The 25,802-nt window shown below is 56.5% G+C and carries 27 protein-coding genes and 7 pseudogenes; 22 read left to right on the top strand and 12 right to left on the bottom strand.

Features of this window, described 5'->3' with window-relative positions; genetic code table 11:
- Positions 1–3 precede the first annotated feature (3 nt).
- The 18 genes and pseudogenes from infB to GKE73_RS01215 all read left to right on the top strand — a co-directional run bounded on the left by infB (position 4) and on the right by GKE73_RS01215 (position 16,836).
- Positions 4–2,931, top strand: a pseudogene (gene infB, locus GKE73_RS01300) (translation initiation factor IF-2).
- An 86-nt stretch (positions 2,932–3,017) separates the two neighbouring features.
- Positions 3,018–3,414 (top strand): annotated as a pseudogene (rbfA, locus tag GKE73_RS01295) (30S ribosome-binding factor RbfA).
- A complete protein-coding gene (gene truB / locus GKE73_RS01290) occupies positions 3,411–4,337 on the top strand; it encodes a tRNA pseudouridine(55) synthase TruB (protein ID WP_230368775.1) in 927 nt (308 codons plus the stop codon). Before rbfA ends, truB begins: the two are co-directional and overlap by 4 nt.
- Before the next feature lie 85 nt (positions 4,338–4,422).
- On the top strand, positions 4,423–4,692 hold the full coding sequence (rpsO, locus tag GKE73_RS01285) for a 30S ribosomal protein S15 (RefSeq protein WP_230368774.1): 270 nt from the start codon (positions 4,423–4,425) through the stop codon (positions 4,690–4,692).
- Between the two features lie 179 nt (positions 4,693–4,871).
- Positions 4,872–7,018: pseudogene (pnp, locus tag GKE73_RS01280) on the top strand (polyribonucleotide nucleotidyltransferase).
- A 453-nt stretch (positions 7,019–7,471) separates the two neighbouring features.
- Positions 7,472–8,654 (top strand): annotated as a pseudogene (locus GKE73_RS01275) (aspartate aminotransferase family protein).
- A gap of 257 nt (positions 8,655–8,911) precedes the next feature.
- On the top strand, positions 8,912–9,898 hold the full coding sequence (gene astA / locus GKE73_RS01270; RefSeq protein WP_230368773.1) for an arginine N-succinyltransferase: 987 nt from the start codon (positions 8,912–8,914) through the stop codon (positions 9,896–9,898).
- Positions 9,895–10,863 carry an arginine N-succinyltransferase gene (gene astA, locus GKE73_RS01265; protein WP_230368772.1) on the top strand — a complete coding sequence of 323 codons (969 nt, stop codon included), beginning with the start codon at positions 9,895–9,897 and terminating at the stop codon, positions 10,861–10,863. The genes astA (GKE73_RS01270) and astA (GKE73_RS01265) overlap by 4 nt, the downstream gene beginning before the upstream one ends.
- Before the next feature lie 786 nt (positions 10,864–11,649).
- Positions 11,650–12,312, top strand: coding sequence for a branched-chain amino acid ABC transporter permease (locus GKE73_RS24450; RefSeq protein ID WP_446686319.1), 663 nt, complete (start codon positions 11,650–11,652; stop codon positions 12,310–12,312).
- Positions 12,218–12,601: an ABC transporter permease subunit gene (locus tag GKE73_RS26370; RefSeq protein ID WP_280954677.1), complete on the top strand. Its 384-nt coding sequence runs from the start codon at positions 12,218–12,220 to the stop codon at positions 12,599–12,601. The genes GKE73_RS24450 and GKE73_RS26370 overlap by 95 nt, the downstream gene beginning before the upstream one ends.
- Positions 12,598–12,972: an ABC transporter permease subunit gene (locus tag GKE73_RS24445; RefSeq protein WP_230368771.1), complete on the top strand. Its 375-nt coding sequence runs from the start codon at positions 12,598–12,600 to the stop codon at positions 12,970–12,972. Before GKE73_RS26370 ends, GKE73_RS24445 begins: the two co-directional genes overlap by 4 nt.
- Complete coding sequence (locus tag GKE73_RS01250) at positions 12,969–13,241, top strand: hypothetical protein (RefSeq protein WP_376767248.1); 273 nt, start codon at positions 12,969–12,971, stop codon at positions 13,239–13,241. The genes GKE73_RS24445 and GKE73_RS01250 overlap by 4 nt, the downstream gene beginning before the upstream one ends.
- Positions 13,186–13,685: pseudogene (locus GKE73_RS25205) on the top strand (branched-chain amino acid ABC transporter permease). The gene GKE73_RS01250 and the pseudogene GKE73_RS25205 overlap by 56 nt, the downstream one beginning before the upstream one ends.
- Positions 13,686–13,691: 6 nt before the next feature.
- The gene (locus GKE73_RS01235; protein ID WP_230368767.1) at positions 13,692–14,462 is read left to right on the top strand and encodes an ABC transporter ATP-binding protein; all 771 of its coding nucleotides are present in this window, start codon (positions 13,692–13,694) and stop codon (positions 14,460–14,462) included.
- Positions 14,459–15,168: pseudogene (locus GKE73_RS01230) on the top strand (ABC transporter ATP-binding protein). The gene GKE73_RS01235 and the pseudogene GKE73_RS01230 overlap by 4 nt, the downstream one beginning before the upstream one ends.
- Positions 15,169–15,179: 11 nt before the next feature.
- Positions 15,180–15,953 carry a YdcF family protein gene (locus tag GKE73_RS01225; RefSeq protein ID WP_230368766.1) on the top strand — a complete coding sequence of 258 codons (774 nt, stop codon included), beginning with the start codon at positions 15,180–15,182 and terminating at the stop codon, positions 15,951–15,953.
- A 128-nt stretch (positions 15,954–16,081) separates the two neighbouring features.
- Complete coding sequence (locus GKE73_RS01220; RefSeq protein WP_230368765.1) at positions 16,082–16,375, top strand: molybdopterin-binding protein; 294 nt, start codon at positions 16,082–16,084, stop codon at positions 16,373–16,375.
- Positions 16,318–16,836, top strand: coding sequence for a molybdopterin-binding protein (locus GKE73_RS01215; RefSeq protein WP_230368764.1), 519 nt, complete (start codon positions 16,318–16,320; stop codon positions 16,834–16,836). The genes GKE73_RS01220 and GKE73_RS01215 overlap by 58 nt, the downstream gene beginning before the upstream one ends.
- Before the next feature lie 59 nt (positions 16,837–16,895).
- On the opposite strand, the gene GKE73_RS22050 is transcribed toward GKE73_RS01215, so the two are convergent.
- The 3 genes and pseudogenes from GKE73_RS22050 to GKE73_RS01200 form a co-directional block, all read right to left on the bottom strand.
- The gene (locus GKE73_RS22050) at positions 16,896–17,093 is read right to left on the bottom strand and encodes an enoyl-CoA hydratase/isomerase family protein (RefSeq protein WP_280954676.1); all 198 of its coding nucleotides are present in this window, start codon (positions 17,091–17,093) and stop codon (positions 16,896–16,898) included.
- Positions 17,008–17,909: pseudogene (locus tag GKE73_RS01210) on the bottom strand (enoyl-CoA hydratase/isomerase family protein). The gene GKE73_RS22050 and the pseudogene GKE73_RS01210 overlap by 86 nt, the downstream one beginning before the upstream one ends.
- 191 nt (positions 17,910–18,100) lie before the next feature.
- Entirely contained in the window at positions 18,101–18,898 is a 798-nt protein-coding gene (locus GKE73_RS01200; RefSeq protein ID WP_230368762.1) for a 3-hydroxyacyl-CoA dehydrogenase NAD-binding domain-containing protein, read from the bottom strand.
- A gap of 232 nt (positions 18,899–19,130) precedes the next feature.
- Between GKE73_RS01200 and GKE73_RS01195 the strand changes: the two genes are divergently transcribed.
- Both GKE73_RS01195 and GKE73_RS01190 read left to right on the top strand, forming a co-directional pair.
- Positions 19,131–19,286, top strand: coding sequence for a MerR family DNA-binding transcriptional regulator (locus GKE73_RS01195; RefSeq protein WP_230368761.1), 156 nt, complete (start codon positions 19,131–19,133; stop codon positions 19,284–19,286).
- Positions 19,286–19,543 (top strand): MerR family DNA-binding protein, encoded by a 258-nt coding sequence (locus GKE73_RS01190; RefSeq protein WP_230368760.1) that lies wholly within the window; start codon positions 19,286–19,288, stop codon positions 19,541–19,543. The genes GKE73_RS01195 and GKE73_RS01190 overlap by 1 nt, the downstream gene beginning before the upstream one ends.
- 153 nt (positions 19,544–19,696) lie before the next feature.
- Here GKE73_RS01190 and GKE73_RS01185 read toward each other — a convergent pair whose 3' ends face one another.
- From GKE73_RS01185 to GKE73_RS01160, 6 genes are all read right to left on the bottom strand, one after another.
- On the bottom strand, positions 19,697–20,032 hold the full coding sequence (locus GKE73_RS01185; RefSeq protein ID WP_230368759.1) for an AI-2E family transporter: 336 nt from the start codon (positions 20,030–20,032) through the stop codon (positions 19,697–19,699).
- A gap of 160 nt (positions 20,033–20,192) precedes the next feature.
- Positions 20,193–20,363, bottom strand: a complete 171-nt coding sequence (locus GKE73_RS01180) for a hypothetical protein (RefSeq protein ID WP_230368758.1) — start codon at positions 20,361–20,363, stop codon at positions 20,193–20,195.
- Positions 20,356–20,502, bottom strand: a complete 147-nt coding sequence (locus tag GKE73_RS01175; protein WP_230368757.1) for a hypothetical protein — start codon at positions 20,500–20,502, stop codon at positions 20,356–20,358. Before GKE73_RS01175 ends, GKE73_RS01180 begins: the two co-directional genes overlap by 8 nt.
- A gap of 27 nt (positions 20,503–20,529) precedes the next feature.
- Entirely contained in the window at positions 20,530–20,721 is a 192-nt protein-coding gene (locus tag GKE73_RS01170) for a hypothetical protein (protein ID WP_230368756.1), read from the bottom strand.
- A gap of 82 nt (positions 20,722–20,803) precedes the next feature.
- On the bottom strand, positions 20,804–21,937 hold the full coding sequence (dsbD, locus tag GKE73_RS01165) for a protein-disulfide reductase DsbD (RefSeq protein ID WP_230368755.1): 1,134 nt from the start codon (positions 21,935–21,937) through the stop codon (positions 20,804–20,806).
- Positions 21,938–22,091: 154 nt separating this feature from the next.
- The gene (locus GKE73_RS01160; protein ID WP_230368754.1) at positions 22,092–22,592 is read right to left on the bottom strand and encodes a protein-disulfide reductase DsbD N-terminal domain-containing protein; all 501 of its coding nucleotides are present in this window, start codon (positions 22,590–22,592) and stop codon (positions 22,092–22,094) included.
- A 119-nt stretch (positions 22,593–22,711) separates the two neighbouring features.
- Here GKE73_RS01160 and GKE73_RS01155 point away from each other — a divergent pair, with 119 nt between their 5' ends.
- Together GKE73_RS01155 and GKE73_RS01150 are read left to right on the top strand one after the other, a co-directional pair.
- Positions 22,712–22,996: an alpha/beta fold hydrolase gene (locus GKE73_RS01155; RefSeq protein WP_230368753.1), complete on the top strand. Its 285-nt coding sequence runs from the start codon at positions 22,712–22,714 to the stop codon at positions 22,994–22,996.
- Positions 22,993–23,523, top strand: a complete 531-nt coding sequence (locus tag GKE73_RS01150) for an alpha/beta fold hydrolase (protein ID WP_230368752.1) — start codon at positions 22,993–22,995, stop codon at positions 23,521–23,523. Before GKE73_RS01155 ends, GKE73_RS01150 begins: the two co-directional genes overlap by 4 nt.
- A gap of 98 nt (positions 23,524–23,621) precedes the next feature.
- Here the strand turns inward: GKE73_RS01150 and folE2 are convergent, their stop codons facing one another.
- From folE2 to GKE73_RS01140, 3 genes are all read right to left on the bottom strand, one after another.
- Positions 23,622–24,416, bottom strand: a complete 795-nt coding sequence (folE2, locus tag GKE73_RS01145; RefSeq protein ID WP_230368751.1) for a GTP cyclohydrolase FolE2 — start codon at positions 24,414–24,416, stop codon at positions 23,622–23,624.
- A gap of 82 nt (positions 24,417–24,498) precedes the next feature.
- Positions 24,499–24,843 carry a DUF4010 domain-containing protein gene (locus GKE73_RS22045; RefSeq protein WP_312854333.1) on the bottom strand — a complete coding sequence of 115 codons (345 nt, stop codon included), beginning with the start codon at positions 24,841–24,843 and terminating at the stop codon, positions 24,499–24,501.
- 2 nt (positions 24,844–24,845) lie between these two features.
- Complete coding sequence (locus GKE73_RS01140; protein ID WP_280954675.1) at positions 24,846–25,793, bottom strand: MgtC/SapB family protein; 948 nt, start codon at positions 25,791–25,793, stop codon at positions 24,846–24,848.
- Positions 25,794–25,802 lie beyond the last annotated feature (9 nt).

Here is a 25,802-nt window from a genome sequence, read left to right as displayed (position 1 = left end):
CGCATGGTATTGACGAATGTAAAACAGTTTGCCGGTGAGCTGAAACTCACTCCTGAACGACTGCTGGAGCAGCTTCGTGCAGCGGGTGTGGTCAAGCACGCACCGGAAGATACGCTCTCTGAGCAAGATAAGTCCCAGCTTCTTGACTACCTGAAGCGTTCGCATGGCGCTCGTGATGAAAATCGCACGGCAACTTTGAGCCGCAAACAGACGAGTGAAATCAAAAAGGCCGATGGCGGCACCGTTCGAGTTGAAACGCGCAAGAAGCGCGTTGTGGTTCGTCCGGATGAGGTTGTTGCTCCGGCTCCCGCCGCAGTAGAACCGGTCAAGGTAGAAAAAGCCGTGGAAGCTGCGCCCGTTGAGGCGGCGCCTGCTCCGCAGCCCAAGGTTGAACCGGTTAAGGTTGAGGCAAAGGCTGAGCCTAAGCCGGAAGTCAAAGTCGAGCCTAAGGTTGAGCCCAAGCAAGAAGCCAAGGCCGCTCCGGCACCTAAGCAGGAAGCCAAAGTCGAAGCCAAGCAGAAAAGCCGGTTGTAGCCGAGAAGCCTGCCGCCAAGCCCAAGGCGGAAGTGGTTCGGCCAACTGTGGCGTCGATTTTGTCGCCGGAAGAAGTTGCTGCCCGCGAAGCTGAAGAACGTCGTCAGGCAGAATTCCGCGCGCGTCAGGCCGCACTGATGCGCGAGAAAATTGAGCGTGAAGAGCGTCGACAGGCAGCTCGTTTGGCTGCTCAGCAGCCAGCTCCGGTCAAGGCCCCTGAGCCGAAGGCTGAAGCCCGCCCGGCAGAAGCTCGTCGTGATGATCGCCGTCCGGGATCCGAGGGAAATCGTGGCGCGCGTCCGGCTCAGGCTGGGCAGCGTTCCGGTCAACCGGGTAGCCGCCCGGCAGGCCAAGGCACAGGTCCCCGTGCTGGTGCGCCTAGTCAGCGTCCTATTGGTGTAGGCCCGCGTCCGGCTCCTCGGTGCTACTGCACAACCGGCACCTTCCAATGCTCCGGCTGGTGCTCGCCCTGCTGACAAAAAAGGCAAAAAAGGTGGCGATCGCTGGGATGATCATGGCAAGAAAGGCCGCGGTCTGCGCGTCAAGGGCGGTGATACCGGCAATGACTGGAAAAGCCGCAAAGGTGGCAAGAACAAGCAGGCCAATCAGCATGCTTTCAATGTGCCGACCGAGCCGATCGTGCATGAAGTGCTGGTGCCGGAAACCATTAGCGTAGCCGATCTGGCGCACAAAATGGCCGTTAAGGCCGTGGAAGTGATCAAGGCGCTGATGAAGATGGGCATGATGGTTACCATCAACCAGGTGCTGGACCAGGAAACCGCCATGATCGTGGTGGAGGAATTGGGCCATATTCCGAAAGCAGCCCAAGCCGATGATCCGGAAGTTTATCTGGAAAAAGCCGAAGGTGAAGTGACCGAAGTGGTCAAACTGCCGCGTCCGCCGGTAGTTACCGTGATGGGTCACGTTGACCATGGTAAGACCTCCTTGCTGGATTACATCCGTCGCGCCAAGGTAGCCGCGGGTGAAGCCGGTGGTATTACCCAGCATATCGGTGCCTATCATGTGGAAACGCCGCGCGGTGTGGTCACCTTCCTGGATACCCCGGGTCACGAAGCGTTTACCGCTATGCGTGCTCGTGGTGCCAAGGCAACCGATATCGTGATTCTGGTGGTGGCAGCCGATGATGGCGTGATGCCGCAGACGATTGAGGCTATTCACCATGCCAAGGCCGCCGGTGTGCCGATTCTGGTTGCGGTGAACAAGATCGATAAGCAGGGTGCCAATCCGGAGCGTATCCGCCAGGAATTGGTGGCTCAGGAAGTTGTGCCGGAAGACTGGGGTGGCGATTCGATGTTTGTCGAAGTGTCGGCCAAAACCGGTCAGGGCATCGACAGCCTGCTGGAAGCCGTATTGTTGCAAGCCGAAGTACTGGAATTGACCTCGCCGAAGGATGCTCTGGCCAAGGGTGTGATCGTTGAAGCTCGACTCGATAAGGGTCGTGGTCCGGTGGCAACCTTGCTGGTACAAAGCGGTACGCTGAAGAAGGGTGACATCGTTCTGGCTGGCACGGCGTTTGGTCGTGTTCGGGCGATGATCGATGAAAACGGCAAGCAGATTGACGAAGCTGGCCCTTCCATTCCGGTAGAAATCCTTGGTTTGTCGGATGTTCCGTCGGCAGGTGAAGATGCCATGGCATTGGCCGACGAGAAGAAGGCGCGTGAAATTGCCTTGTTCCGTCAGGGCAAGTTCCGTGATGTACGCTTGGCCAAGCAGCAAGCTTCCAAGCTGGAAAACATGTTTGCCCAGATGACCGAAGGCGAAGTCCAGCATCTGTCGATCATCATCAAGGCCGACGTGCAAGGTTCTTACGAGGCCTTGGCACAAAGCCTGCAGAAGCTGTCTACCGACGAAGTCAAAGTGGACGTGCTGCACTCCGGCGTGGGTGGTATTTCTGAATCCGATATCAACCTGGCTATCGCATCCAAGGCCATCGTCATCGGCTTCAATACACGTTCCGATGCGGCTGCACGTAAGTTGGCCGAAAGCGAAGGCGTGGATATCCGTTACTACAGCATCATCTATGATGCGGTAGACGAGGTGAAAGCCGCCATGTCCGGCATGTTGTCGCCAGAGAAGAAGGAACAAGTGATTGGTACGGTAGAAATCCGTCAGGTCATCTCTGTCTCCAAGGTCGGCAATATTGCAGGTTGTATGGTGACGGATGGCATGGTGAAACGTTCTGCCATGGTACGTCTGATCCGTAACAATGTGGTCGTGCATACCGGTGAGCTGGAATCGCTCAAACGCTTCAAGGATGACGTGAAGGAAGTCAAGCAAGGCTACGAATGTGGCTTGATGCTGAAGAACTTCAACGACATTCAGGAAGGCGATCAGCTCGAGGTGTTCGAAATCGTCGAAGTGGCGCGTACCCTCTGATCTGATACCTTACCCGGCGAGCGCTCTCTGGCCTGACAGGCCGGTGGCGCTCGCTTTTTGCATGAATTGAATCAGGATTTTTGATTATGGCCAGAGCCAGAAAAGGTTTCTCCCGTGCCGACCGAATTGCCGAGCAAATCCAGCGGGAACTGGCGGAGCTGGTGCGCAAGGGTCTGAAAGACCCGCGGGCTAAGCTGGATTACCATTACAGCAGTACAGGTAACCCGCGATTATTCGCATGCCAAGATTTTCTATACGGTAATGGATGAAAAGACCCGTGAGGTAACGCAAGAGGCGCTGGAGCATTCGGCCGGTTATTTGCGTAGCGAGCTGGGACGTAGTCTGCAAATCTTTACCACTCCTCAGTTGCATTTTGTCTATGACGAATCGGTTGAGCGTGGCTTCCATATGGATCAGCTGATCAGCAAGATTGCCAAGGAAGATGCCGAGAAGTTTGGCGAGAGCAAGGACGAGGAAGAATGACGCAGCAGCCGCGCAGCAAAAAGCGCCAGATTGATGGCGTGCTGCTGGTTGACAAGCCGTACGATATATCCAGCAACGGGGCCTTGCAAAAGGCGCGTTGGCTGTTCAATGCCGCCAAAGCCGGGCATACCGGAGTTCTTGATCCCCTTGCTACCGGCTTGTTGCCAGTATGTCTGGGTGAGGCGACCAAGTTTTCTTCGTACTTGCTGGATGCGGACAAAGGCTACCGCGCTCACGTGCGCTTTGGTGTTGTCACCACGACTGGCGATATCGAAGGTGAGATCGTACGCGAACGCCCGATAGTGTTTGATCGCGAGCAGTTGTTGCAGGTGATGTCACAGTTTGTTGGCGAGATCGAGCAGGTGCCTCCCATGTATTCGGCTCTCAAACATCAAGGCAAGCCGCTGTATGAATATGCTCGTCAGGGCATTGAGATCAAGCGTGAGGCACGGCAGATCACCATCCATTCGCTGCAGCTGGTCAGTCTGGATGGCGCAGACGCCGTGATCGACGTTGTGTGCAGCAAGGGTACTTATATCCGTACGTTGGCCGAAGATATTGGCGAAGTGCTTGGATGCGGTGCGCATTTGACTGGCTTGCGACGTACGGCCACCGGCGGCTTCAGTTTGCAGCAGGCGATTACTCTTGAAGCACTGGAAGCCCTGACCATGCCGGAGCGTGAGGCTTTGCTGATGCCGCCGGATGTTTTGGTGCGGCATTTGCCCGAAATCGTGTTGTCCGAGGAAGATGCAGGCAGATTTAACCACGGACAGGCCGTGCGCTTTGATGAAAAGTATGAGAGAATGCCGCGTTTCCGTGTCTACCATCAGCTGACGCGGGAATTTCTGGGGCTAGGGGAGTTGCGGGATCATACGATATTGCACCCTCTCCGGCTCTTGGCAGTGAAAGACGTTAAAGTCTGATCTGCCGTTTAGCGAAGTGTGGATGGGTTTCGGCTCGCCGCACTTGTCGGGTGTTACAGCCCTTACCTGATTTGGAGTTACTTCCATGGCAATGACCGCCGTTCAAAAAGCAGAAATCGTTAAAGACTTCCAACGCAAGGAAGGCGATACCGGTTCGTCTGAAGTGCAAATCGCGCTGCTGACTGCCCGCATCAATGATCTGACCCCGCACTTCAAAGCCAACACCAAAGACCACCACAGCCGTCGTGGCCTGTTGAAGATGGTTAGCCGTCGTCGTCGTCTGCTTGATTACCTCAAGCGTACCGATGCTGACAGCTATCGTGCACTGATCAGCCGTCTGGGTCTGCGCAAGTAATCGGTTCAGGTTCTGGAGAAGTCGCAGCAACGCTGCGACTTTTTCATGCTGATCCATCAAGCTATTAGTGTGGCAACGGGGGGAGCCTCTAGAAATTCCGATCTGGTATCCAGTCTGAATTTTTAGGGGTTCCCGTTGTTTTTTCGGCTTGAGAAAATTAATTTATTAAGGGAAACCCTGTGTTCAATAAAATTACCAAGACTTTCCAGTACGGTAATCAAACCGTTACCACGGAAACCGGCGAAGTAGCCCGTCAGGCTTCTGGCGCCGTACTCGTTAGCGTAGAAGACACCGTAGTGCTGGTATCGGTGGTAGGTGGCAAATCGGTTAAGCCGGGCCAAGATTTCTTCCCGCTGACCGTTGATTATCTGGAACGTACTTATGCTGCTTAACAAGATCCCGGGTGGCTTCTTCAAGCGTGAAGGCAAACAGTCGGAAAAAGAAATCCTGACCAGCCGCCTGATCGATCGTCCGATCCGTCCGCTGTTCCCGGAAGGCTTCTTCCATGACGTGCAAATCGTGGCCACGGTTGTCTCGCTGAATCCGGAAGTGGATTCCGATATCCCTGCCATGATCGGTGCTTCCGCTGCGTTGGCTATTTCTGGCCTGCCGTTTGCCTAAGCCCGATCGGTGCGGCGCGCGTTGGCTACGCCAATGGTCAATACCTGCTGAACCCGACTAAGTCTGAACTGGCTACTTCCGACCTGGATCTGGTGGTGGCTGGTACTGAACGCGCTGTATTGATGGTGGAATCGGAAGCCAAAGAGCTGCCGGAAGCTGTCATGCTGGGTGCCGTGGTATTTGGCCACGAACAAATGCAAGCTGCCATCAAGGCCATCAACGAGTTGGCTGATGAAGTCAATCCGGTGATGTTCGACTGGGCGCCGCTTACCAAAGATGAAGCCCTGATTGCTCAGGTGCGCGGCATCGCTGGCGAAAAACTGGCTAACGCCTTCCGCCTGCGCCAAAAACAGGCCCGTACCGTTGCCATTGATGAAGCCTGGCTGAAGTCAAAGCTGCGCTGATCAATGAAAATACCGATACCCTCAAGGCTAACGAAATCAAGGGTATTTTCAAGGGTCTGGAAGCAGAGATCGTACGTGGCCAGATTCTGGCTGGCGAGCCGCGCATTGATGGTCGTGATACGCGTACCGTGCGTCCGATTTCCATCCGTAACAATGTACTGCCGCGTACCCACGGTTCTGCCCTGTTTACCCGTGGCGAAACCCGGGCACTGGTAGTGACCACGTTGGGTACCAAACAGGATGAGCAGATCATTGATGCGCTGGCTGGTGAATACACCGAACGCTTCATGCTGCACTACAACTTCCCGCCGTACTCCACTGGTGAAGCTGGCCGCATGGGCCCGCCGAAGCGCCGTGAAATCGGTCACGGCCGTCTGGCCAAGCGCGCGCTGGTAGCTGTGCTGCCGCCGGAAACCGAGTTCGGTTACTCCATGCGTGTGGTATCGGAAATTACCGAGTCCAACGGTTCTTCCTCCATGGCATCGGTATGTGGTGGCTGCCTGTCGCTGCTGTCCGCTGGCGTTCCGCTGAAGGCGCACGTGGCAGGTATCGCCATGGGCCTGATTCTGGAAGGCAACCGTTTTGCCGTGCTGACCGATATCCTGGGTGATGAAGATCACCTCGGCGATATGGACTTCAAGGTGGCGGGTACTGCCGAAGGTGTTACCGCGCTGCAGATGGATATCAAGATTCAGGGGATTACCAAGGAAATCATGCAGGTAGCACTGGATCAGGCTAAAGCCGGTCGTCTGCATATCCTCGGCCTGATGAAGGAAGCCGTGGAAGGCCCGCAAGAGCTGTCCGCTCATGCTCCGCGCCTGTACGTGATGAAGATCAATCCGGACAAGATCCGTGATGTGATCGGTAAGGGTGGCGAAACCATTCGTTCCATCACCAAAGACACCGGTTGCGAAATCAACATCGGTGAAGATGGCACCATCACCATCGCTTCGGTCAGCACTGAAGGCGCTGAAGCGGCCAAGAAGCGCATCGAAGAAATCACGGTGGAAGTTGAGGTGGGCAAGGTGTACGAAGGCACCGTGGTCAAGATCCTCGACAACAATGTTGGCGCCATCGTTTCCATTCTGCCGGGCAAGGATGGTCTGGTTCACATTTCCCAGATCGCCAATGAGCGCATCAAGAATGTGTCCGACCACCTGAAAGAAGGTCAGGTGGTTAAGGTCAAGGCCATCGAGATGGATGATCGTGGTCGCATTCGTCTGTCTATCAAGGCACTGCTGGATGACGAATCCAAGACTGCCCGTGAGACGGCTGATTCCTTCGGCCTGAAAGCTCAGTAATCCGCCAGACGGATTGCTGTTAAGCAAAAGCCCGCTTCGGCGGGCTTTTTTGTTGTTGGCGGGGCGAGAGCGATTTTGGCGCATTTCGGCCAACCTTGCACAAGACTGGGGAGGAAGTGGAGGGGCGTATTGCGGTAATATTGGGAAACTTGGCCTTGGGCGATCATTAAACGCATGTAGCGTGGTACGTAAACCTGAGCGACCACTGTGGCGGGACAGGTAATAATTATCGACATGCTCTGACGGAAACCGGGTGTCGATTCAGTGCGGCGCTCCGCGCGCATGGGGTACCCATTATTGTGTACAGCCATGTCGCAAGCAGGATATGGTTACCCGTATTGCTTCAATTAGAATCCGTTTCAGAGTTCTGAAATGCCCCATACATTCAGCATTCTTAGTAGGAAGGAAACCATCAGATGAGCAGCATTTCTATCACGCGTGCCGACTTTGACCATGTCATGGTCCCCAACTACGGGCCAAGCCAGCTTTATTCCGGTCAAGGGCTTGGGGTCACGCGTGTGGGATCAGGACGGTCGGGAGTTCATTGATTTTGCTTAAGCGGTATTGCCGTCAATGCCTTGGGGCATTGCCACCCAGCGCTGGTGGAGGCGCTGTCCGAACAGGCTGGCAAGCTATGGCATGTTTCCAACGTGTTCACCACTGAGCCGACGCTGCGTCTGGCCAAGTTGCTGACCGAAAATACCTTTGCCGATCGTGTGTTCTTCTGTAATTCCGGCGCCGAAGCCAACGAAGCCTGCTTCAAACTGGCGCGCAAGTATGCGGTAGATCATTTCGGCCCGCAGAAAAATGAAATCATCTCCTGCAAGAATTCCTTTCACGGTCGTACGCTGTTTACCGTCAGTGTAGGCGGTCAGCCCAAATACACCGAAGGTTTTGCCCCGGTACCGGCTGGCATTTCCCATGTGGAATTCAACAATATCGATTCGCTCAAGGCTGCCATCTCGGACAAGACCTGTGCGGTGGTGATCGAGCCGATTCAGGGTGAAGGCGGCGTGTTGCTTAAGCTGACCAGGCCTTCCTGCAAGCCGCGCGTGACCTGTGTGATCAGCACAATGCTTTGCTGATCTTTGATGAGGTGCAAACCGGGGTGGGGCGTACCGGTTATCTGTATGCCCATCAGGCCTATGGCGTTACGCCGGATCTGCTGTCTTCGGCCAAGTCTCTTGGCGGCGGTTTCCCGATCGGCGCGATGTTGGCTACCGAGAAAGCGGCCAAGAGCTTTGGTATCGGCACCCATGGTTCGACCTATGGTGGCAATCCGCTGGCGTGTGCGGTGGCGCTCAAGGTGGTTGAAACGGTGAATACCCCGGCCGTGCTGGATGGTGTGCGTGAACGGAATCAACGTTTTGTTGCCGGGCTGAATGCCATCAACAGCAAATACAAGGTATTCAAGGAAGTGCGCGGCATGGGTCTATTGCTGGGCTGTGTCTTGGCTGACGAATTTGCCGGACGTTCCAAGGATTTCCTCAAAGCGGCGGAAGAACAGCAATTGATGGTGTTGGTGGCTGGTGCCAACGTGATCCGCCCGGCGCCATCGCTGATTATCGACGAGAAAGATATCGACGAAGGCTTGCAGCGTTTTGATGCAGCGATTGCCGCCATGCTTGCTGCCTGAGCGCGGTGCGGTTCGAAGGGCGTGCCGTTACGGTACGCCCTTATTGCCAGACGCTGTCGCCTGCAGGACAGGTGAGCAGCGTCAGTTTTTTGTCTGACTGTTTTGTTTGTTGAATGACTGGCGCGCTGCATGGCTGTCTGGCATGTGGCGGGAATAAGGATGTCGGTAAAGTACCGACTATTACACGCAACCGGGAGTGGTTTCATGTTATCCGTGCGTCCTGTTCGCACTTCTGATTTGCTTAAGCCATTGAGCGCATGGCGGTGGTTAGCGGGATTAGTGTGACCAGCTTGCCCAACCACCGTGACAAGCTGTTTGAACGTATCCAGCAGTCGGTTTCTTCGTTTGAACATGAAGCCATTGGCGATTCCGGGTGTGAATATTATATGTTCGTGCTGGAATCGGCTGGCGAGGTAGTGGGGACAGCGTCAATCAATGCCTCAGCCGGTTCTGACGAGCCGTTTTACAGCTACCGCAGTGAAACCTTTGTGCACGCTTCGCGCGCTCTTCAGGTCAATAACCGGGTGCATGTTCTTAATATGTGCCATGACCTGACCGGCATGGTGCAGTTGTGCGGGTTTTATGTTGATCCGGCGCAGCCACCGGTTGCTGCGGAGTTGCTGTCGCGCGCCCGCTTGCTGTTTATTGGCGCCCAACGTCAACGTTTTGGGCGACGCATCATTGCTGAAATGCCGGGGCTTCATGATGCCGCCGGGCAAAGCCCGTTCTGGGATGCAATTGGTCGGCGTTTTTTCAACATGGACTTTCTGCAGGTAGAGCAGGCTTTTGTTTCGCGCAGCAAAACCTTTATTGCCGAGCTGATGCCGAGCTATCCGATTTATGTCCCGCTGTTACCGGATGAAGCCCAGCATGTTATCGGGCAGATTCATCCTGACTTTGAGTTGCCGTGTCAGTTCCTGAGCAGGGAAGGATTTGAAGCGGATAACTACATCGATATCTTTGATGGCGGAGCCGTGCTTACCGCCGAACTGGATCGGCTGTACACCATGGAACATCAACGTCAGTTACCGATAAAGGTTTCGGCCAACCTTCCGGCTGCTGCCGTGACATGTTTGGTGAGTAATCAGAAATCTGGTGATTTTGCCGCAACGGCAACCCGCGTGGCGGTGCAGGATGGCGTGGTCATCCCGGGGCCGGAGGCGGCCAGCATGTTGGGGCTAAACCGCGATGGCCGGGTGCGTATGGTCGGCTTGCAACAAGATGCCGGGAGGTGTTCCGCATGATGGTTATTCGGCCTGTTGCGCAACAGGATTTACCCGGCTTGATGGCCTTGGCGAAAAATGCCGGAATTGGCCTGACCTCGTTGCCGGTTGATGAAGAAAATCTGGCGCGGCGTATTCGCCGTTCCGAGTTATCCATGGCCAGCGAGCTGGAGCGCGCCGATCAAGGTTATGTTTTTGTGCTGGAAGATACGGCTTGTGGCGTGGTGGCGGGTATCTGCGCCATCGAGGCGGCTGTCGGTCTGAAAGCGCCCCGGTATAACTACCGGGTCGGCACCATCGTGCACGCGTCGCAAGAACTGGGTGTGTACTCGCGGCATGATACGTTGTTTTTGTCTAACGACCACACCGGCTGTTCCGCATTGTGCACGCTGTTCCTGCGTCCGGATTATCGTATCCAGCGCAATGGCAGTTTGCTCTCCAAGAGCCGTTTTCTGTTTATGGCGCAGTTTCCACAGTTATTTGGCAAGCAAGTCATGGCCGAGCTGCGTGGCGTGTCTGACGATGCCGGGCGCTCACCGTTCTGGGAAGCGTTGGGGCGCCATTTCTTCTCTATTGATTTCACTCAGGCCGATTATCTGACCGGGGTAGGGCAGAAATCGTTTGTGGCTGAATTGATGCCCAAGCATCCGGTGTACATCGACTTTTTGCCTCCAGCCGCGCAAGCCGTCATCGGCAAAAGCCATGAAAACACTCAGCCAGCCGAAGCCCTGCTGGTGTCAGAGGGGTTTCGCTATGAAGGCTACGTCGATATTTTCGATGCTGGCCCTACGTTGCAATCCTATCTCACAGAAATCCGTGCCGTCCGCCAGAGCCAGCTTGGCTCGGTCAAGTTGGCCGAACCTCCTGCAAACGAAGAAGGCCAAACGTATCTGATCTCCAATACTTCGCGATCGGGTTTTAGAGCAATTCTGGCAGAGTTGGCGTTGCCGCAAGAATCCCTGCAGTTAACTTCAGCCCAGGGCTGAAGCGTTACAGATACAGGCGGGTGATTCGGTACGCTTTGTTTCCGTGTCAGCACAAAGCTGACCGTATTGTTGTGGTCAATGCCAGACGCCGCCTGTGGGTGGCGTTTTTGTTTCGTTGTGGGGCATTTGGCGCTATAACAGTGCATTTACTGCTGCCAGTGGGAGTAAAGTAGCGACTGGCGTTCTTTGTTAAGCGTGCCATTGCCGCGTGTTTGCAACAGTTTTGTTGAATGTGGTAAAGCAGGAATGAGTTTTGCAACGGTAATGTCGATGCAAATTGGTAATTCTTGCCTATTGCAGAACCGCAGGGACGGTGGTTTGGGCCAGATTCGACATGGAACACTATTTGCTATTACGTGTACTGTCGATTGTATACATATGAAAGGGGGCAGGCCGGAGGTGGTTCGTATCTGAGTTTATGCGAACAATGTATTTCGAATGTGAAAATTCATCGCCGTTTTTCTGTTCGAAACACAAGAAACCACTGCTTGGGTTCGGGGTAAAACCGTTTCGATATATTCCATGTTATCTATCAGGATTTTTATGCTGTTTTTCAGGAAAAACTATAAAAATCATTGTGTTAGAGTGACAAAAAATAGATGTGTTTTTGCCCCGGTTTAACAAGTTTTTAAGATTGACAGTCGATTGAATCCACACGCATAATCCGTGCGGCTATAAGACAGAAGCCAACAACAAGGCACGTCTAGGCAAACAACACAGGCAGCTGTTTCAAGAGGGAAACCCCCCGTGAGCTGCCGGGTCGTTCAATCAAAGGAGATTTCCCACGTGGACATTTTTCTGCAACAGATCCTCAATGGTCTGGTCCTGGGTAGCATTTATGCGCTGATCGCGCTGGGCTACACCATGGTGTACGGGATCATGGGGCTCATCAACTTTGCCCATGGCGAAGTCGTTATGTTTGGTGCCATGGTCACTATCTCGGTGGTGAATGCACTGATTGGTGCCGGTGTCAGCCTGCCCGGCCCCGCGCTGGTGCTGATTGGCATGCTGGTTGCCATTCCGTCCTGCATGTTGCTGGGCTACGTGCTGGAGCGCGTGGCGTACCGGCCATTGCGCGGCGCACAGCGTCTGGCTCCGCTGATTACTGCCATTGGCCTGTCCATTGTGCTGCAACAGGTGGCCATCCTGATCTGGGGACGTAACTATATTCCGTTCCCGCCGATACTCGGCCATGACGTGATCACTATCATGGGCGCCAGCATCACCAAATTGCAGATTATCATCATCGGGCTGTGTTTCGCGATCATGACCGGGCTGCTGATTATGGTGGAAAAGACCAAGCTTGGCCGTGCCATGCGCGCCACCAGCCAGAACCCGGCGGTTGCTTTACCTGATGGGCGTCAACGTCAATACCATTATTTCGGCTACCTTTGTGCTGGGTTCGGCACTGGGGGCGGTAGCCGGTGTCATGGTAGCAACCAACTATGACCAGGCTCACTACTACATGGGCTTCATGATCGGCTTGAAAGCCTTCACTGCTGCGGTTCTTGGCGGCATCGGCAACTTGGGCGGTGCGGTAGCAGGGGGGATCTTGCTGGGTATCATCGAAAGCCCTGGGTGCTGGTTATATCGGTCAGCTTACCGGTGGTTTCCTCGGCTCCAACTATCAGGACATCTTTGCCTTCATGGTACTGATTCTGGTGTTGATTTTCCGTCCGTCCGGCCTGTTGGGCGAAAAGATGGCCGACCGTGCCTGATCAAGGGAGAACAAACGTGACCAAGGCACTTGAAACCAATAAGAAGGTTGGGGTGTTTATTGCCTCTGCCATCGCGCTGTGCGTACTGCCATTCCTGGTGGGCGGCGCGTTGGGTAATTCGTGGGTTCGTATCGTCGACTTTACCCTGCTGTATATCATGCTGGCGCTCGGCCTCAATATCGTGGTTGGCTTTGCCGGTTTGCTGGATATGGGCTTTATCGCCTTCTATGCCGTAGGCGCCTATACCTTTGCATTGCTGGGCTCGCCGCACTTCGGTATCCATCTGCCGTTTTACATAACGATTCCGCTAGGCGCGTTGTTTGCCGCATTTTTCGGCATTCTGCTGGGGACCCCGGTATTGCGTCTGAAGGGTGACTACCGGCAATCGTGACGCTCGGGTTTGGTGAGATCGTACGGATCTTCATGAACAACCTGAACGCTCCGGTGAACATCACCAACGGGCCGCAGGGTATTAACCTGATCGATCCGATTCAGCTGGGCGGCGTTGGTCTGGGTTCCACACTGCAGATTGCCGGTTTGTCTTTCCCCAGTGTGTATCTGTACTACTACCTGTTCCTCGGTGCTGACCGTGCTGGTGGTGATCATGGCTTGGCGCCTGCAACATTCGCGTATTGGCCGTGCCCGGGTAGCGCTGCGTGAAGATGATATTGCAGCGGCAGCCATGGGGATCAACATCCGCAACATCAAGTTGCTGGCTTTTTCGCTGGGCGCACTGTCGGGTGGTGTGGCAGGTGGTCTGTTTGCAGCCTTCCGGGGTTTATTTCTCCGGAGTCGTTTGGCCTGATCGAATCGACCATGATTCTGGCCATGATTGTACTGGGTGGTATGGGACATATCCCCGGGGTGATTCTCGGTGCGGTGGTGTTGACGATTGCACCGGAAATCCTGCGTGACGTGATTGGCCCGCTGCAGATGAATACCTTCGGCCGTATGCTGATCGACCCGGAAAATGCCCGCATGCTGCTGTTTGGTCTGGCCATGGTGGTGATGATGCTGACCCGTCCTGCCGGGATGTGGCCGTCGCGTCGTCGCAAATCCGAGTTCAAGGATGCCGAAGAAGCGGCAGCTGCGCAGAAAGGTTAAGGCAACATGGCTGAAGTACTGCTGAAAATTGATGGCATTCACAAACGCTTTGGTGGCTTGCATGCGCTGAACAACGTTAGCCTGACCATCAACAAGGGTGAAATTTACGGCCTGATCGGCCCGAACGGTGCCGGTAAAACCACGCTGTTCAATGTATTGACCGGGTTGTACGTGCCGGACGAGGGCAAGTTTGAGTTTGACGGCCAGAACCTGTTCCAGAAGAAGCCGCACATTGTGGTCAGCGCCGGTATTGCGCGTACCTTCCAGAACATTCGGTTGTTTGCTGAAATGACTGCGCTGGAAAACGTCATGGTTGGCCGCCACATCCGTAGCAAGGCTGGTGCATTGGGTGCCGTGCTGCGTGACCGCCGTACCCGTGAGGAAGAGCAATCGATTCACGACAAGGCGTTGGAGCTGTTGGAATACGTTGGCATTGCTGATGTGGCAGAAGAACGCGCCCGTAACCTGTCTTATGGTCACCAGCGTCGTCTGGAGATTGCCCGTGCCTTGGCAACCGAGCCAAAACTGTTGGCTCTGGATGAACCTGCTGCCGGGATGAACCCGAAAGAGACGGATGACCTTAAGCAGTTGATGGACAAGATTCGTCACAGTGGCGTGACGGTGCTGCTGATTGAGCACGACGTAAAACTGATGATGGGCCTGTGTGACCGCATTGCCGTGCTCGACTACGGCAAGAAGATCGCCGAGGGCGTGCCGGATGAGGTGCGCAAGAACCCGAAAGTAATTGAGGCCTATCTGGGAGCGGCACACTCATGAGTCTCTTGGAAGTAAAAAACCTGCAAGTGGCCTATGGCGGCATTCATGCGGTCAAGGGTATCGATTTTCACATCGACCAAGGCGAACTGGTAACGCTGATTGGCGCCAACGGTGCTGGTAAAACCACTACGCTGAAAACGCTGGTGGGCATGGTGAAAAAGTCCGGTGGCAGTATTGTCTATGATGGCCGGACACCGGCGCTATCGCCTCGCACAATTTCGTTCGGCATGGTCTGGCCATGGTGCCGGAAGGTCGTGGCATTTTTGGCAAGTTGACGGTGGAAGAAAACCTGCACATGGGCGCTTTCTACCGCAACGACAATCAGGCTATCGTGACGGAAATCGAGCGTGTTTACGAGCTGTTTCCGCGCCTGAAAGAACGCTACAAGCAATTGGCGGGCACGTTGTCCGGTGGCGAACAGCAAATGGTTGCCATGGGACGGGCGATGTTGTCCAAACCCAAGCTGTTGCTGCTGGATGAGCCGTCCATGGGTTTGGCGCCGATCATCGTGGAAAAGATTTTTGAAATCATCCAGATGATTGCCAAAGAGGGCGTGACCATGTTGCTGGTGGAACAAAACGCCAAGCTGGCGCTGGAAGTGTCGCAACGTGGCTATGTCATGGAAAGCGGTCGTATCACCATGAGTGGCCCGGCTCAAGAACTGCTGGACGACGAGCGCGTACGTAATGCCTATCTGGGCGGCTAAGGCTTAAGTACATGATCGTTACTCCAAGCCCCGAAGTGCTGATTCATCAGCTCTTCGGGGCTTTATTGTTGCCGCCGCTCAATTATTTGCTGCTGGCGTTGTGCGGTATCGGGCTGCGACGTTGGTATCGGCGCTTGGGTTTGTCGTTATTGCTAATGGCGCTGCTTTTGGGGTATTTGCTGTCTATCCCGCGCACGGCCATGTGGCTTAATGGTTATCTGGAACGTTATCCGGTCGTCGATGTGACCCGTTTGCGTGATTATCAGGCGATTGTGGTGCTGGGGGGCGGCAAGAAACCGGCCCCGGAGTATGGGCAGAATGAACCGTCGGCCGATACGCTGACGCGCCTGCGTTACGCCGTGCGATTGTCGCGCCTGAGTGGCAAACCGTTGCTGGTGACGGGTGGGGCCCCGTTGGGCGGCGAGGCCGAAGGGCTGGTCATGGCGCGGATGTTGGCCGAAGATTACGGTATCAAGCCGCGTTGGGTGGAAACCCGGTCAAATACCACGCTGCAAAACGCCAGTTATTCCGCCGCGCTGCTGCGTGCCTCCGGGGTGCGGCGTATTGTACTGGTGAGTCAAGGTTGGCATTTGGCCCGCGCCGTGCCTTTTTTCCGTGAGGCTGGGTTACAGGTACTGCCTGCGCCAACCGGCTGGGTGCGTTACGAAGACGGCGGGTTGTTGTGGTACGTGCCTTCCGGGCGAGCGATGCAAGAATGTCATGCGGCTTTGCGAGAACTGGTCGGGCAGGGCTTTTATGCACTACAGGGTAAAGGGCGCCACTAGCGGCGCATCTGGTCGACTCTGAGTGTATGGCGGATTTGTGCCTGTCCGCCGCGTAGCCCTGGTTCTTTTCGACCCGCCGATTAAGCCGTCGTTATGGCGATACAACCTTGTTTACAGGAAAGTAATCCATGCAAGTAGGTGCCATCATCATTGGTGACGAATTGTTGTCTGGCAAGCGTCAGGACAAGCATATGGCTTCGTTGATCCGTATGCTGGCCACGCGTGGCATGAAGCTGGCTTGGGTGGAGTATGTCGGGGATGCTCCGCTGCGCTTGCGCGATGCGCTCAAACGCGCCTTTGCCAGCGGGGATCTGGTGTTCAGCTTTGGCGGCATTGGCGCCACGCCGGATGATTACACCCGGCAATGTGCGGCCGAAGCGCTGGGGCTGGAGTTGGAGATCCACCCGGAAGCCGGGCGCTGATTGAAGGGCGCTTTGGTGCGGAAGCCTATCCGCATCGCATCAACATGGGGAATTTCCCCAAGGGCGCCACCCTGATTCCCAATCCGGTCAATCAAATGGCGGGCTTCTCTCATGGTCATGTGCACTTTGTGCCGGGTTTTCCATCCATGGCATGGCCGATGGTCGAGTGGGTGCTGGATGAGCGTTATCCGCAACTGCATAACGCCGAGCCGGAGGTGGAAGAAACCGTGATTGCGCTCAACGCGCGGGAAGGCGATCTGATTACGCTGATGCAGGAGTACAGCCAGCGTTATCCGCAACTGAAGTTGTCGAGTTTGCCCAACTTTGGCAACGAAGCTATTCCGCAGATGCATATTGAATTTGGCTTTACCGGCCAGCCGCAGCTGGTGAATATCGCCATGGCCGAATTCCGTCGCAGCCTGCAAGCGGCTGGTTACGAATTGCGCGATAAATCGCGCTGAGGCCATAGGGTTGGCCGAAAGCGGGCGTTGCTAATTCGGCCAACCCTATGTGACCGTAATTACTCGGCAAGGGCCGCGAGTGGGTGTGCGTCTACCGGCCACGGCGAAATGAAGTGGCTGTTGAGCCAGTCTTGATCAACCTCTTGCAAGGTTGGCCGAACCCAACGAGGGCTACGGTCCTTGTCTACCAGTAGCGCCCGTACGCCTTCGGAAAAGTCCGGCTTGTTGCAGACGTTGACCGACAGGGTCAGTTCCATGCGGAATACCTCTGCCAGCGACAGATGGCGTGCGCGCTGGAATGCTTTCCGGTGATGGCGGCCGAAGTGGGGCTGCCATTGGCAAAAGTCTGTGCGGCATTGACCAGCCGGGGTCAGTGAAATACTCATGGGTCAGTGCGTCGGCCACAGCGCTCAATGTGCCGCGGTTGAGCAGGCGGTGTACCGTCAGCAGGTGGCGGGCAACATTGGAATCGGGCAGGGTGTTGCGCGCCTCGATTTCCAGCTCGTTCAGCAAGGCGGTGATGCTGGCCCGATTATTTCCGGCGTCTTCACTCCAGAGGCTGGCCAGCTGTTGCAGCATGTTGTCCCAGCCATCTGCGCTGGCGAGATGGTCGGCCAAGTTGCACAACAAGGCATCATGCGCGTTTAGCGGCGCACCCGTCAGCCCCAGAAACAGGCCCATGTGCGCAGGCATGCGTTGCAGGAACCAACTGGCCGCGACATCTGGATAAAGCCCGATGGTAATTTCCGGCATGGCGATGCGCGTGCTGGCCGTTACCACGCGATGGCTGGCGCCCGCCATTAGCCCCAGCCCTCCGCCCATGACGATGCCGCTACCCCAAACAATCAATGGCTTGCGGTAGGTATGGATATGGTAGTCGAGCGCATATTCTTCACTGAAAAAAGTCGTGACAAGTGGATTGGGGTATTGGCAGTTGTCGCGCAAGGCCTGACGCAACATGCGTACGTCACCGCCAGCGCAAAAGGCCTTCTCTCGGCTCCGCGCAGCAGCACGGCGACCACTTTGCTGTCGTGTTCCCAGTTGGCGAGCTGTTTGGCCAACTGCCGGATCATGTCCAGCGTTAGCGCATTGAGCGATTTTTCCGCATTGAGCATGGCAATGCCAAGCCGGTGCCCGCTGGCAGTGGTGCGTTCTTCAAAGATGACGGTGTCAGACATTGATGCCCCCCATGTTTTGTTCGTCCCGGCCCGTTTGGGGCCTTGTCATGCCTGTCGTGGCTGGCGCTGGTTTTGCGCTGGCGCGATCAGGCTTCGCTGTTCTGGCTGTAATCGAAGAACCCCGGCCTGTCTTGCGCCCCAGCTAAGCCAGCCGCCACCAGTTGTACCAGCAGCGGGCAGACACGGTACTTGCTGTCGCGAAACTCATGGTAAAGGATATCCATGATGGAAACGCAAGTGTCGAGCCCGATCATGTCGGCCAGAGCCAGCGGGCCGATCGGGTGGTTCATGCCCGGGCGCATGACATGGTCGATGTCTTCGGCGCTGGCCAGCCCTTCGTACAGGGTGAATGCGGCTTCGTTGATCATCGGCATCAGCACGCGGTTGGAGACGAAGCCCGGGTAATCCTTGACGCTTACCGGTGTTTTGCCCAACACCCGCGATAACTCCTGTACGGTATTGAAAGCTGCATCGCCGGTTTGCCGGGCGCGTACGATTTCAACTAATTGCATCACTGGCACCGGATTCATGAAGTGCATGCCGATGACACGTTCCGGATGCGGCACCCAGCTGGCAATGCGTGTCAGGGAAATGGATGACGTGTTGGAGGCCAGTACGGTGTCGGGGCGTACCGATTCGGCCAACTCGCGGAAGATTTCTTCCTTGGTGTGGACTTCCTCGGTCACGGCCTCCACAACCAGATCGCGGTCGGCCATGTCGGCAAGGCGTGTGCTTGGGCGCAGGCGCGTCATGATGGCGGGAATATCGGTGTCTTCAATCTGGCCTTTCTTTGCCAACCGTCCCGGGCTATGCCGGATGGTGCTCAGCCCGTGTTCCAGTATGCTCTGGCTGACATCAGCCACGGTCACGTCAAAGCCACGCATGGCAAAGACCGGGCAATGCCGTTGCCCATGGTGCCAACGCCGACTACGCCAATTTTGGGTTTGCTCATGATGGGTGTCTCCTCTTGTTGTGAGCAGTGCTACACACTATATTCGCGTTGACGTTAACGTCAATAACAACATGGGCGATCAACCCGTTGCGACGTTACCGTGCTTAAGCGAAGGCGTGCACCGTTAGAATAGAGGTTATTTGCCATGTGCGGACAGAGTATCCATGAAGGCTGAACCGAGCTTTACCATTAGCGATTTGGCCCGCGAATTTGATGTGACCACGCGTACGATCCGTTTTTATGAGGATCAGGGCTTGCTGGAGCTTAGCCAGACAGGGGCAGCGGCGTATTTACAGCCGCACGTGACCGTATCCGCCTGATGCTGATCTTGCGTGGCAAGCGTATCGGCTTGTCGTTACAGGAAATCCGCGAGTTGTTTGATCTGTACGATGCCGATGACAACAACGCGTCGCAATTGCAGGAGTTTATCCGTTTGCTGCAACAGCGCGAGCGGCAACTGCTCGATCAGATGGAAGATATCCGGCTGGTGCTAAAAGAGATTACCCAGCAACGCCAGCAATGCGAGCGTCTGCTGGCGCGCCGCCGCAAATCGCCGTCATCGGAGGGGCAGGGCTGAGCCGCCATCAGCTTGGGGGCGCTACGCAGTGGTTGGCCGTTTCGGCCAACCTTGAGAGGCGGCTATTAGGCTATTAATTGTTGGGTGGCGTCGGCACGCTGGCGGGTGGCTCGCTGGCATTTTCATCCAGCTCCAGCCAATGACGGTACAGGTTCAGGCCAACGGCCAGCAGTGTGGGGCCGATAAACAGCCCGAGCATACCCCGGCCAGCAAGCCGCCAATCACCCCCATGAAAATCAGCGACAGCGGCATTTGTGCGCCCCGGCTGATCAGCATCGGTTTGAGGAAGTTGTCGATGGTGTTGACCAGCAAGAAGCCCCATAGCATGAGGAAAACGCCGAGCCCTGTTTCACCGATATAAAGCACCCATAGTGCAGCGGGTAGCCAGACCAGCAGCGTTGGCAACTGTGCCACGGCAATGACGAAACACAGAAAGCCCAGCGTGATGGCGCCGGGTACGCTTAAGCAATCAGCAAACCGATCACGCATAGCAGGGTTTGCGCCAGTGCCGTGCCGACGATGCCAGTGGTCACGCTGCGCACGGTACGGGCGATGACTTCGCTCACGTCGTCGGCTGGCGCACCGCCCAGTTTGACGATGGCGTGGTCAGCGGCATCCCAGAGTGCATCGCCGTTGACCAGAAGCAGGCTTAAGCAATGACGATGGCCAAAACGATTTCCATCAGGCTGATACCCATGCTGGCGCCTTGTTGCAGGGCCCAGAGCGCGGTGCTGTTGATGGTGGGGCGGATACGGTCGATAAACCCGGGCAGATCGGACTGTGTGCCTTGCCAGAATTTTTGCAGGCTGGGGCTAAGCAATGGGGATGGTGCCGAGCCAGTGTGGTGCGTCCGGTAGCTTAAAGTTGGTCAGGTCATACGCCAGACGGGAGAGGTGCGGAATGGTGTCGGCCAGAGTCAACGCCATCAGACCCAAGGGAATGGCCAGCGCCAGCGCCAAGGCGCTGACAACCAGTAGTGCCGCCAGCTAACCGCGGCCGTTGAAATACTGACGCAGGCGGGTGAACAGCGGCCGGGCTGAAATGGCAATAATGGCCGCCCGGGCAAGTGCGCCCAGAAACGGCTGGATGACGCGCACACAGGCCAGTACCAGCAATGCCACCACGGCTACGCGGAACACCGCTATTACGCTGATATTGGGAAAGCCTTTTTCCGCCATGAATCGTCCAGTAGTCAACAAGTGTGGTGGGGTGAGCCCGTGTCCGCCGTATTACAGCGCGCGTTGCAGCTGGTGTGCAAACTCATCGGCTTGGGTAAAACCGATGATGCGGTTGGACTTCCTTGCCACGGCCGTCAAACAGAATGACGCCCGGTGGGCCAAACAGGCCAAAGCGTTTGAGCAGATCCTGCTGGTTGGCTGTGCCTGCGGTCACGTCGGCCCGCACGCGAACAAACTTCTGCATCAGCGGTTTGACTTGCGGATGCGGGAAGGTATCGGCCTCTAGCTCTTTACAGGATATGCACCAGTCGGCATAAAAATCCAGCAACACCGGTTTACCCTGCGCGCGTGCCTGCGCCAGAATCGAGTCGAAGCTGGCTGGGGTCGTGGTGGGGAGGAAATCCGGCTGGCTGAGTGTGGCGGCTTGTACCGGTTTGCTCGCCAGCCAGCGCAGCGGGTAGCGCGGGTTGTCTTCGCCAGCCAGTACGCCCACGACCTGCGCAGCGCCGATCAGAAACAGCATCAACCCCAGCGCCTTGCCCAGCCGTTGTGCCACATGGGCATTGGCGGGCAGGTTTTCAAAGGTTTTGAGGAAGACCGCGGTGCCGATCAGTAGCGTTGCCCACAGCAGCATTACGGCGATGGCGGGTAAAAACGGCGTGGCGAGCCAGATGGCAGAGGCCAGCATGACGACGCCAAACAGGCTCTTGACCACATTCATCCAGCTACCGGCGCGCGGCAGAATATGGCCGCCAAAGGTGCCGATCACGATCAGCGGCAACCCCAGTCCCTGCGCCATGCTGTAGAGCGCGGCACCACCCAACAGCGCATCGCCGGTGCTGCCGATGTAGCCCAAAGCCAAGGCCAGCGGCGGTGCGACGCAGGGACCGATGATCAGGGCGGAGAAAGCGCCCATCAGAAATACCGTGGCCGCTTTGCCTCCCGACAGCCGGTTGGAGGTTTCGGCCAACCTGGATTGCAGGGCGGCGGGTAGCTGGATGCTGAACAGGTCAAACATCGACAGCGCAAACACCACCATCAGCGCACTGGCGCTCAGTACCACGGCGGGTTGTTGCAACCAGACTGTCAGCAGGCTGCCGGTAAGGCTTAAGGCAATGATGCCGATGCTGGTGTAAGTCAGCGCCAGTCCTTGTACGTAGGTGAACGACAGCGCCAGACCCCTCCTGCGGGTGAGGATATGGCCCTCGCTTAACAATCAGGGACGAAACGATAGGCAGCAGCGGATACATGCAGGCGGTAAAAGCCATGCCAAGGCTAAGCCAGCAGAAAGGTGCCGAGCGTGCTGAGCCAGCCTTGCGTGGCCAAGGTGGGGTGTGTGGTGGGCGATGGGCTGCCGGGGGCTGCATCGCTCAGCCAGCCCTGGTAGCGTCGAACGCTGGCCTACTTTCAGCTTGTGCGTGTAGGGCGGGTAGCAAATGCTTAGCCGTGGCACAGCCTTGTAAGTTGGCGTTAAGGGTAAAGCTTGACGGCGCACCGGGCTTGAGTGGCAACGTGACCACGGTTTTGCCGTGATAGATGGTTTGTGCGCCAAAGAAGCGGTCCTGCTTGACCTTGCCTGCGGGTAATTGCGGGTTGCCGACCAGCCCGGCCGGTTCGCTGCTGAAATGCAGGCGGTCACGGTAGAGGTAATAGCCGTCGGCCACATCGAAGGTGATTGTCAGTGTGTTGCCTGCGCGTGTCACTTGGGCCGGAAAGGCTTTTTCCGGTGGCAGCAGGTCGGAAGCATTCAGTGCCCGGGCCGGGAGGCTGCTGGCCAACATACCCAGTAGCAGGGCAAACCCGGCCAGTAGCCGCGCTGGCAAGGGCAGAGCAGAGCGAAAAAGGGACAACACACGCATGGTTACAGTCATGTCATTCTGATAGTGAAGTGGACTATCGGCGGGGCGCTTGGTTCCGGCAGGCTCTGCCGTGGTGGCGGCTTTCCGGTAAGATCATGGTCACAAAAAACATAAACGGGCTATCACACATCATGCGAGAAACCATCTACTTTGCCCATGCCAATAGTTTTCCCGCCACAGTGTACCGGAAACTGCTGGTCAAGTTGGCCGAACATCATCAGGTTGACTACATTGATGCCATCGGCCATAGCGCACATTTCCCGGTTACCGACTGCTGGCCGCATCTGGTGCAGGAGACGCTGGCTCATCTTGAGCAACGGGCAACGGCTCCGGTGATCGGGGTTGGGCATTCGCTGGGCGGAATTTTGTTATTTTACGCGGCATTGGCGCGGCTTAGGCGCTGTTTCGCGGTTTGATCATTCTGGATTCGCCGCTGTTGTCGCCGTGGCGGGCGCATAGCATCTGGCTGGCCAAGAAGCTGGGGTTCATCGATCGCATCACGCCGGGCGGCAATACCCTGCGGCGGCGCGATAATTGGGCATCGGTGCAGCGGGTATACGATTATTTTGCGCGCAAACCGCTGTTTGCCCGTTTTGACCCGGATTGCCTGATGGATTATGCCGAGCACGGCACGGTGCCGAACCATCAGGGCGGCCGTCAGCTCAAGTTTCGCCCGCAAGTGGAACATGCCATTTACCGTACCTTGCCGCACGATTACCGCCGTTATCGCGGCCAGCTCAACGTACCGGCCTTGCTGATTACCGGTCAGGAATCCGATGTGTTGCGGCCGGTGGACGTGGCCTGGCTACGTCGCCATTTCAACATGCAGGTTAGCCAGCAGGCAGGTTCGCATCTGTTTCCGCTGGAGCGTCCACTGGAAACAGCACAGAGCATTTTGCAGGGCATTTCCCGTCTGACGGCTACAACAGCTGAGGTGAGCTAGCCCCATGCTGGGTAGTCGGTATTCGGCCAACTCTGGTTGTGCTGGAAACAAAAAAGGCAGCCATGCGGGCTGCCTTTTTTACGTGAGAAGCAAACGGTTTACTCGGCGGTTTTGTCGCGTTCGATCAACGCGTAGGCGGAGTGATTGTGGATGGATTCGAAGTTTTCCGATTCCACCACGTAGGCGCTGATGCGCTCGTCGCTATCCAGTTCGGCGGCTACGTCGCGCACCATGTCTTCCACAAACTTCGGATTCTCGTAGGCGCGTTCGGTGACGTATTTTTCATCTGGCCGCTTGAGCAAGCCGTACAGCTGGCAGGACGCCTGACGCTCGGCAATGTCGATCAGTTCTTCGATCCAGACGTAGTGCTCGGTGCGGGCGGTCATGGTGACGTGCGAGCGCTGGTTGTGCGCACCGTATTGGGAAATCTGCTTGGAACACGGGCACAGACTGGTGACTGGCACCATGACTTTCATGGTGAAGCGGTATTCGCCGTCCACCATTTCACCGATATAGGTTACTTCGTAATCCAGCAGGCTTTTTACCCCGGACACCGGCGCGGTCTTGCTGACGAAGTAGGGGAAGCTCATTTCGATGTAACCGGAACGGGCTTCCAGCCGCTGCACCATCTGGCGCACGATGGATTCGAAATTGGCGACGGAGATTTCACGTTCGTGGCTGTTGAGGATTTCCACGAAGCGCGACATGTGCGTGCCTTTGAATTCGGCAGGCAGGTGTACGTACATGTTGAACATGCCGACGGTATTCTGTGCACCACCGGCGCGTTCGGCCACTTGTACCGGGTGACGGATGGACTTGATGCCGACTTTGTTGATCGGCAGGTTGCGGCTGTCGCGCGAGTTTTGCACGTCAGGGATGCTGGAGGCGTTCATTCTGCGGTGTTTTCAAACGGGTAAGTTATGGCGGGAAGTATAGCGCGCGCCAATAGTTGAGTAAAGTTGTCGGGAATTGAATTCAATTCATCAGCCAGACGGCACTCAGCCCTGCCAGCATGCCAACCAACGTGGCCACAAAGGTGGGCAGGCAACGCAGGGCCAGCGATTTGCCACCCAGACTGGCAATCAGCCCGTACTTGAACAGGGTGTTGGCGGCAATGGCCAGCACCATGGTGGTGACGGTCTGGTGGATGGTTAGCTTGGCCTGACCAAACAGGTTCAAGGCAGTTAGCGAGATGGCATCGACATCGTTGATGCCGGAGATCAGCGCCACGACATACACCCCCTTGCTGCCAAATACCGTATTGAGCCAGGCGGCGCAAAACATTACCGCCGCGAACATCAGGCCAAAGCCGATGGCCACTTTCAGTTCCGACGGGTTGGACAGTTGCAGCTCTGGCTGGTTCTGGCCGTTGTGGCCCTCGGCGTAGCGGAAACAGCGTGGCGATCAGTCCGCACACCAGTGTTAAGCAGGGTTGCCATCGCTACGCTGCCCAGCGCACTCGGCTGCAACGCGGCGCACAGCAGGGTCAGGCGGGCAAACAGCACCAGATTGGCCAGCAGGATGACCGAGGTGGCCAGCCGTTCCGACTGCGGGTTTTCGTGCGCTTCGCGGGCATAGACCAGACTGGTGGCGGTGGAGGAGACCAGTCCGCCCAGAATGCCCAGCACCGGGCCGCCAACGCGCTCGCCCAGAATCTTCACCGCCAGATAGCCACTCAGGCCGACACCGACAATCAGCGTCACCATCAGCCACACTTCATGCGGGTTGATGGCCTGATACGGGCCAAAAGTGCGGTCGGGCAGCAGCGGCAGCACGATGAATGACAGGGCGGCAAATTGCAGGATGGAGAGCAGGTCGCGCCGATCCAGCTTTTGCGACAGGCCGGTGAGTTCGGGTTTGAGCGACAGCAAACTGGTGGTGATGATGCCGCAGGCAACGGCCAGACCGGAATGGCCGTGCCAGACCAGTGCGCCCAGACCGAACACCACCAGCAACGCCACCACGGTGGTGGTGCGCGGTTCGACGTTATCGCCTTCGTGGCTGGAGAGCGGCAGGAAGCCGAACGCCGTGGTGGCCAGCAGCCCGACGCTTAACGGTAGTACGGAGGCATAGCTGTCGCCCAGCATGGCGGCAATGGTGCCAAACAGCGCGGTCAGCGGAAAGGTACGGATACCGGCCAGCGTGTGGTGTTTGCGCTCGCGTTCCACCCCCATCAGCAAGCCGATGGCAAGGCTGGTAATGAATAACGGCAAGGCCTCGAATGGAGTGCCTCGAAGATTGAGCCAGTTAGCGAGGTCGATGCCGTTCATGCGCAGTCC

The sequence above is a fragment of the Paludibacterium denitrificans genome (assembly GCF_009707705.1).
Classification (GTDB): Bacteria; Pseudomonadota; Gammaproteobacteria; order Burkholderiales; family Chromobacteriaceae; genus Paludibacterium_A; species Paludibacterium_A denitrificans.
This window is presented reverse-complemented; position numbering and strand designations above follow the sequence as displayed.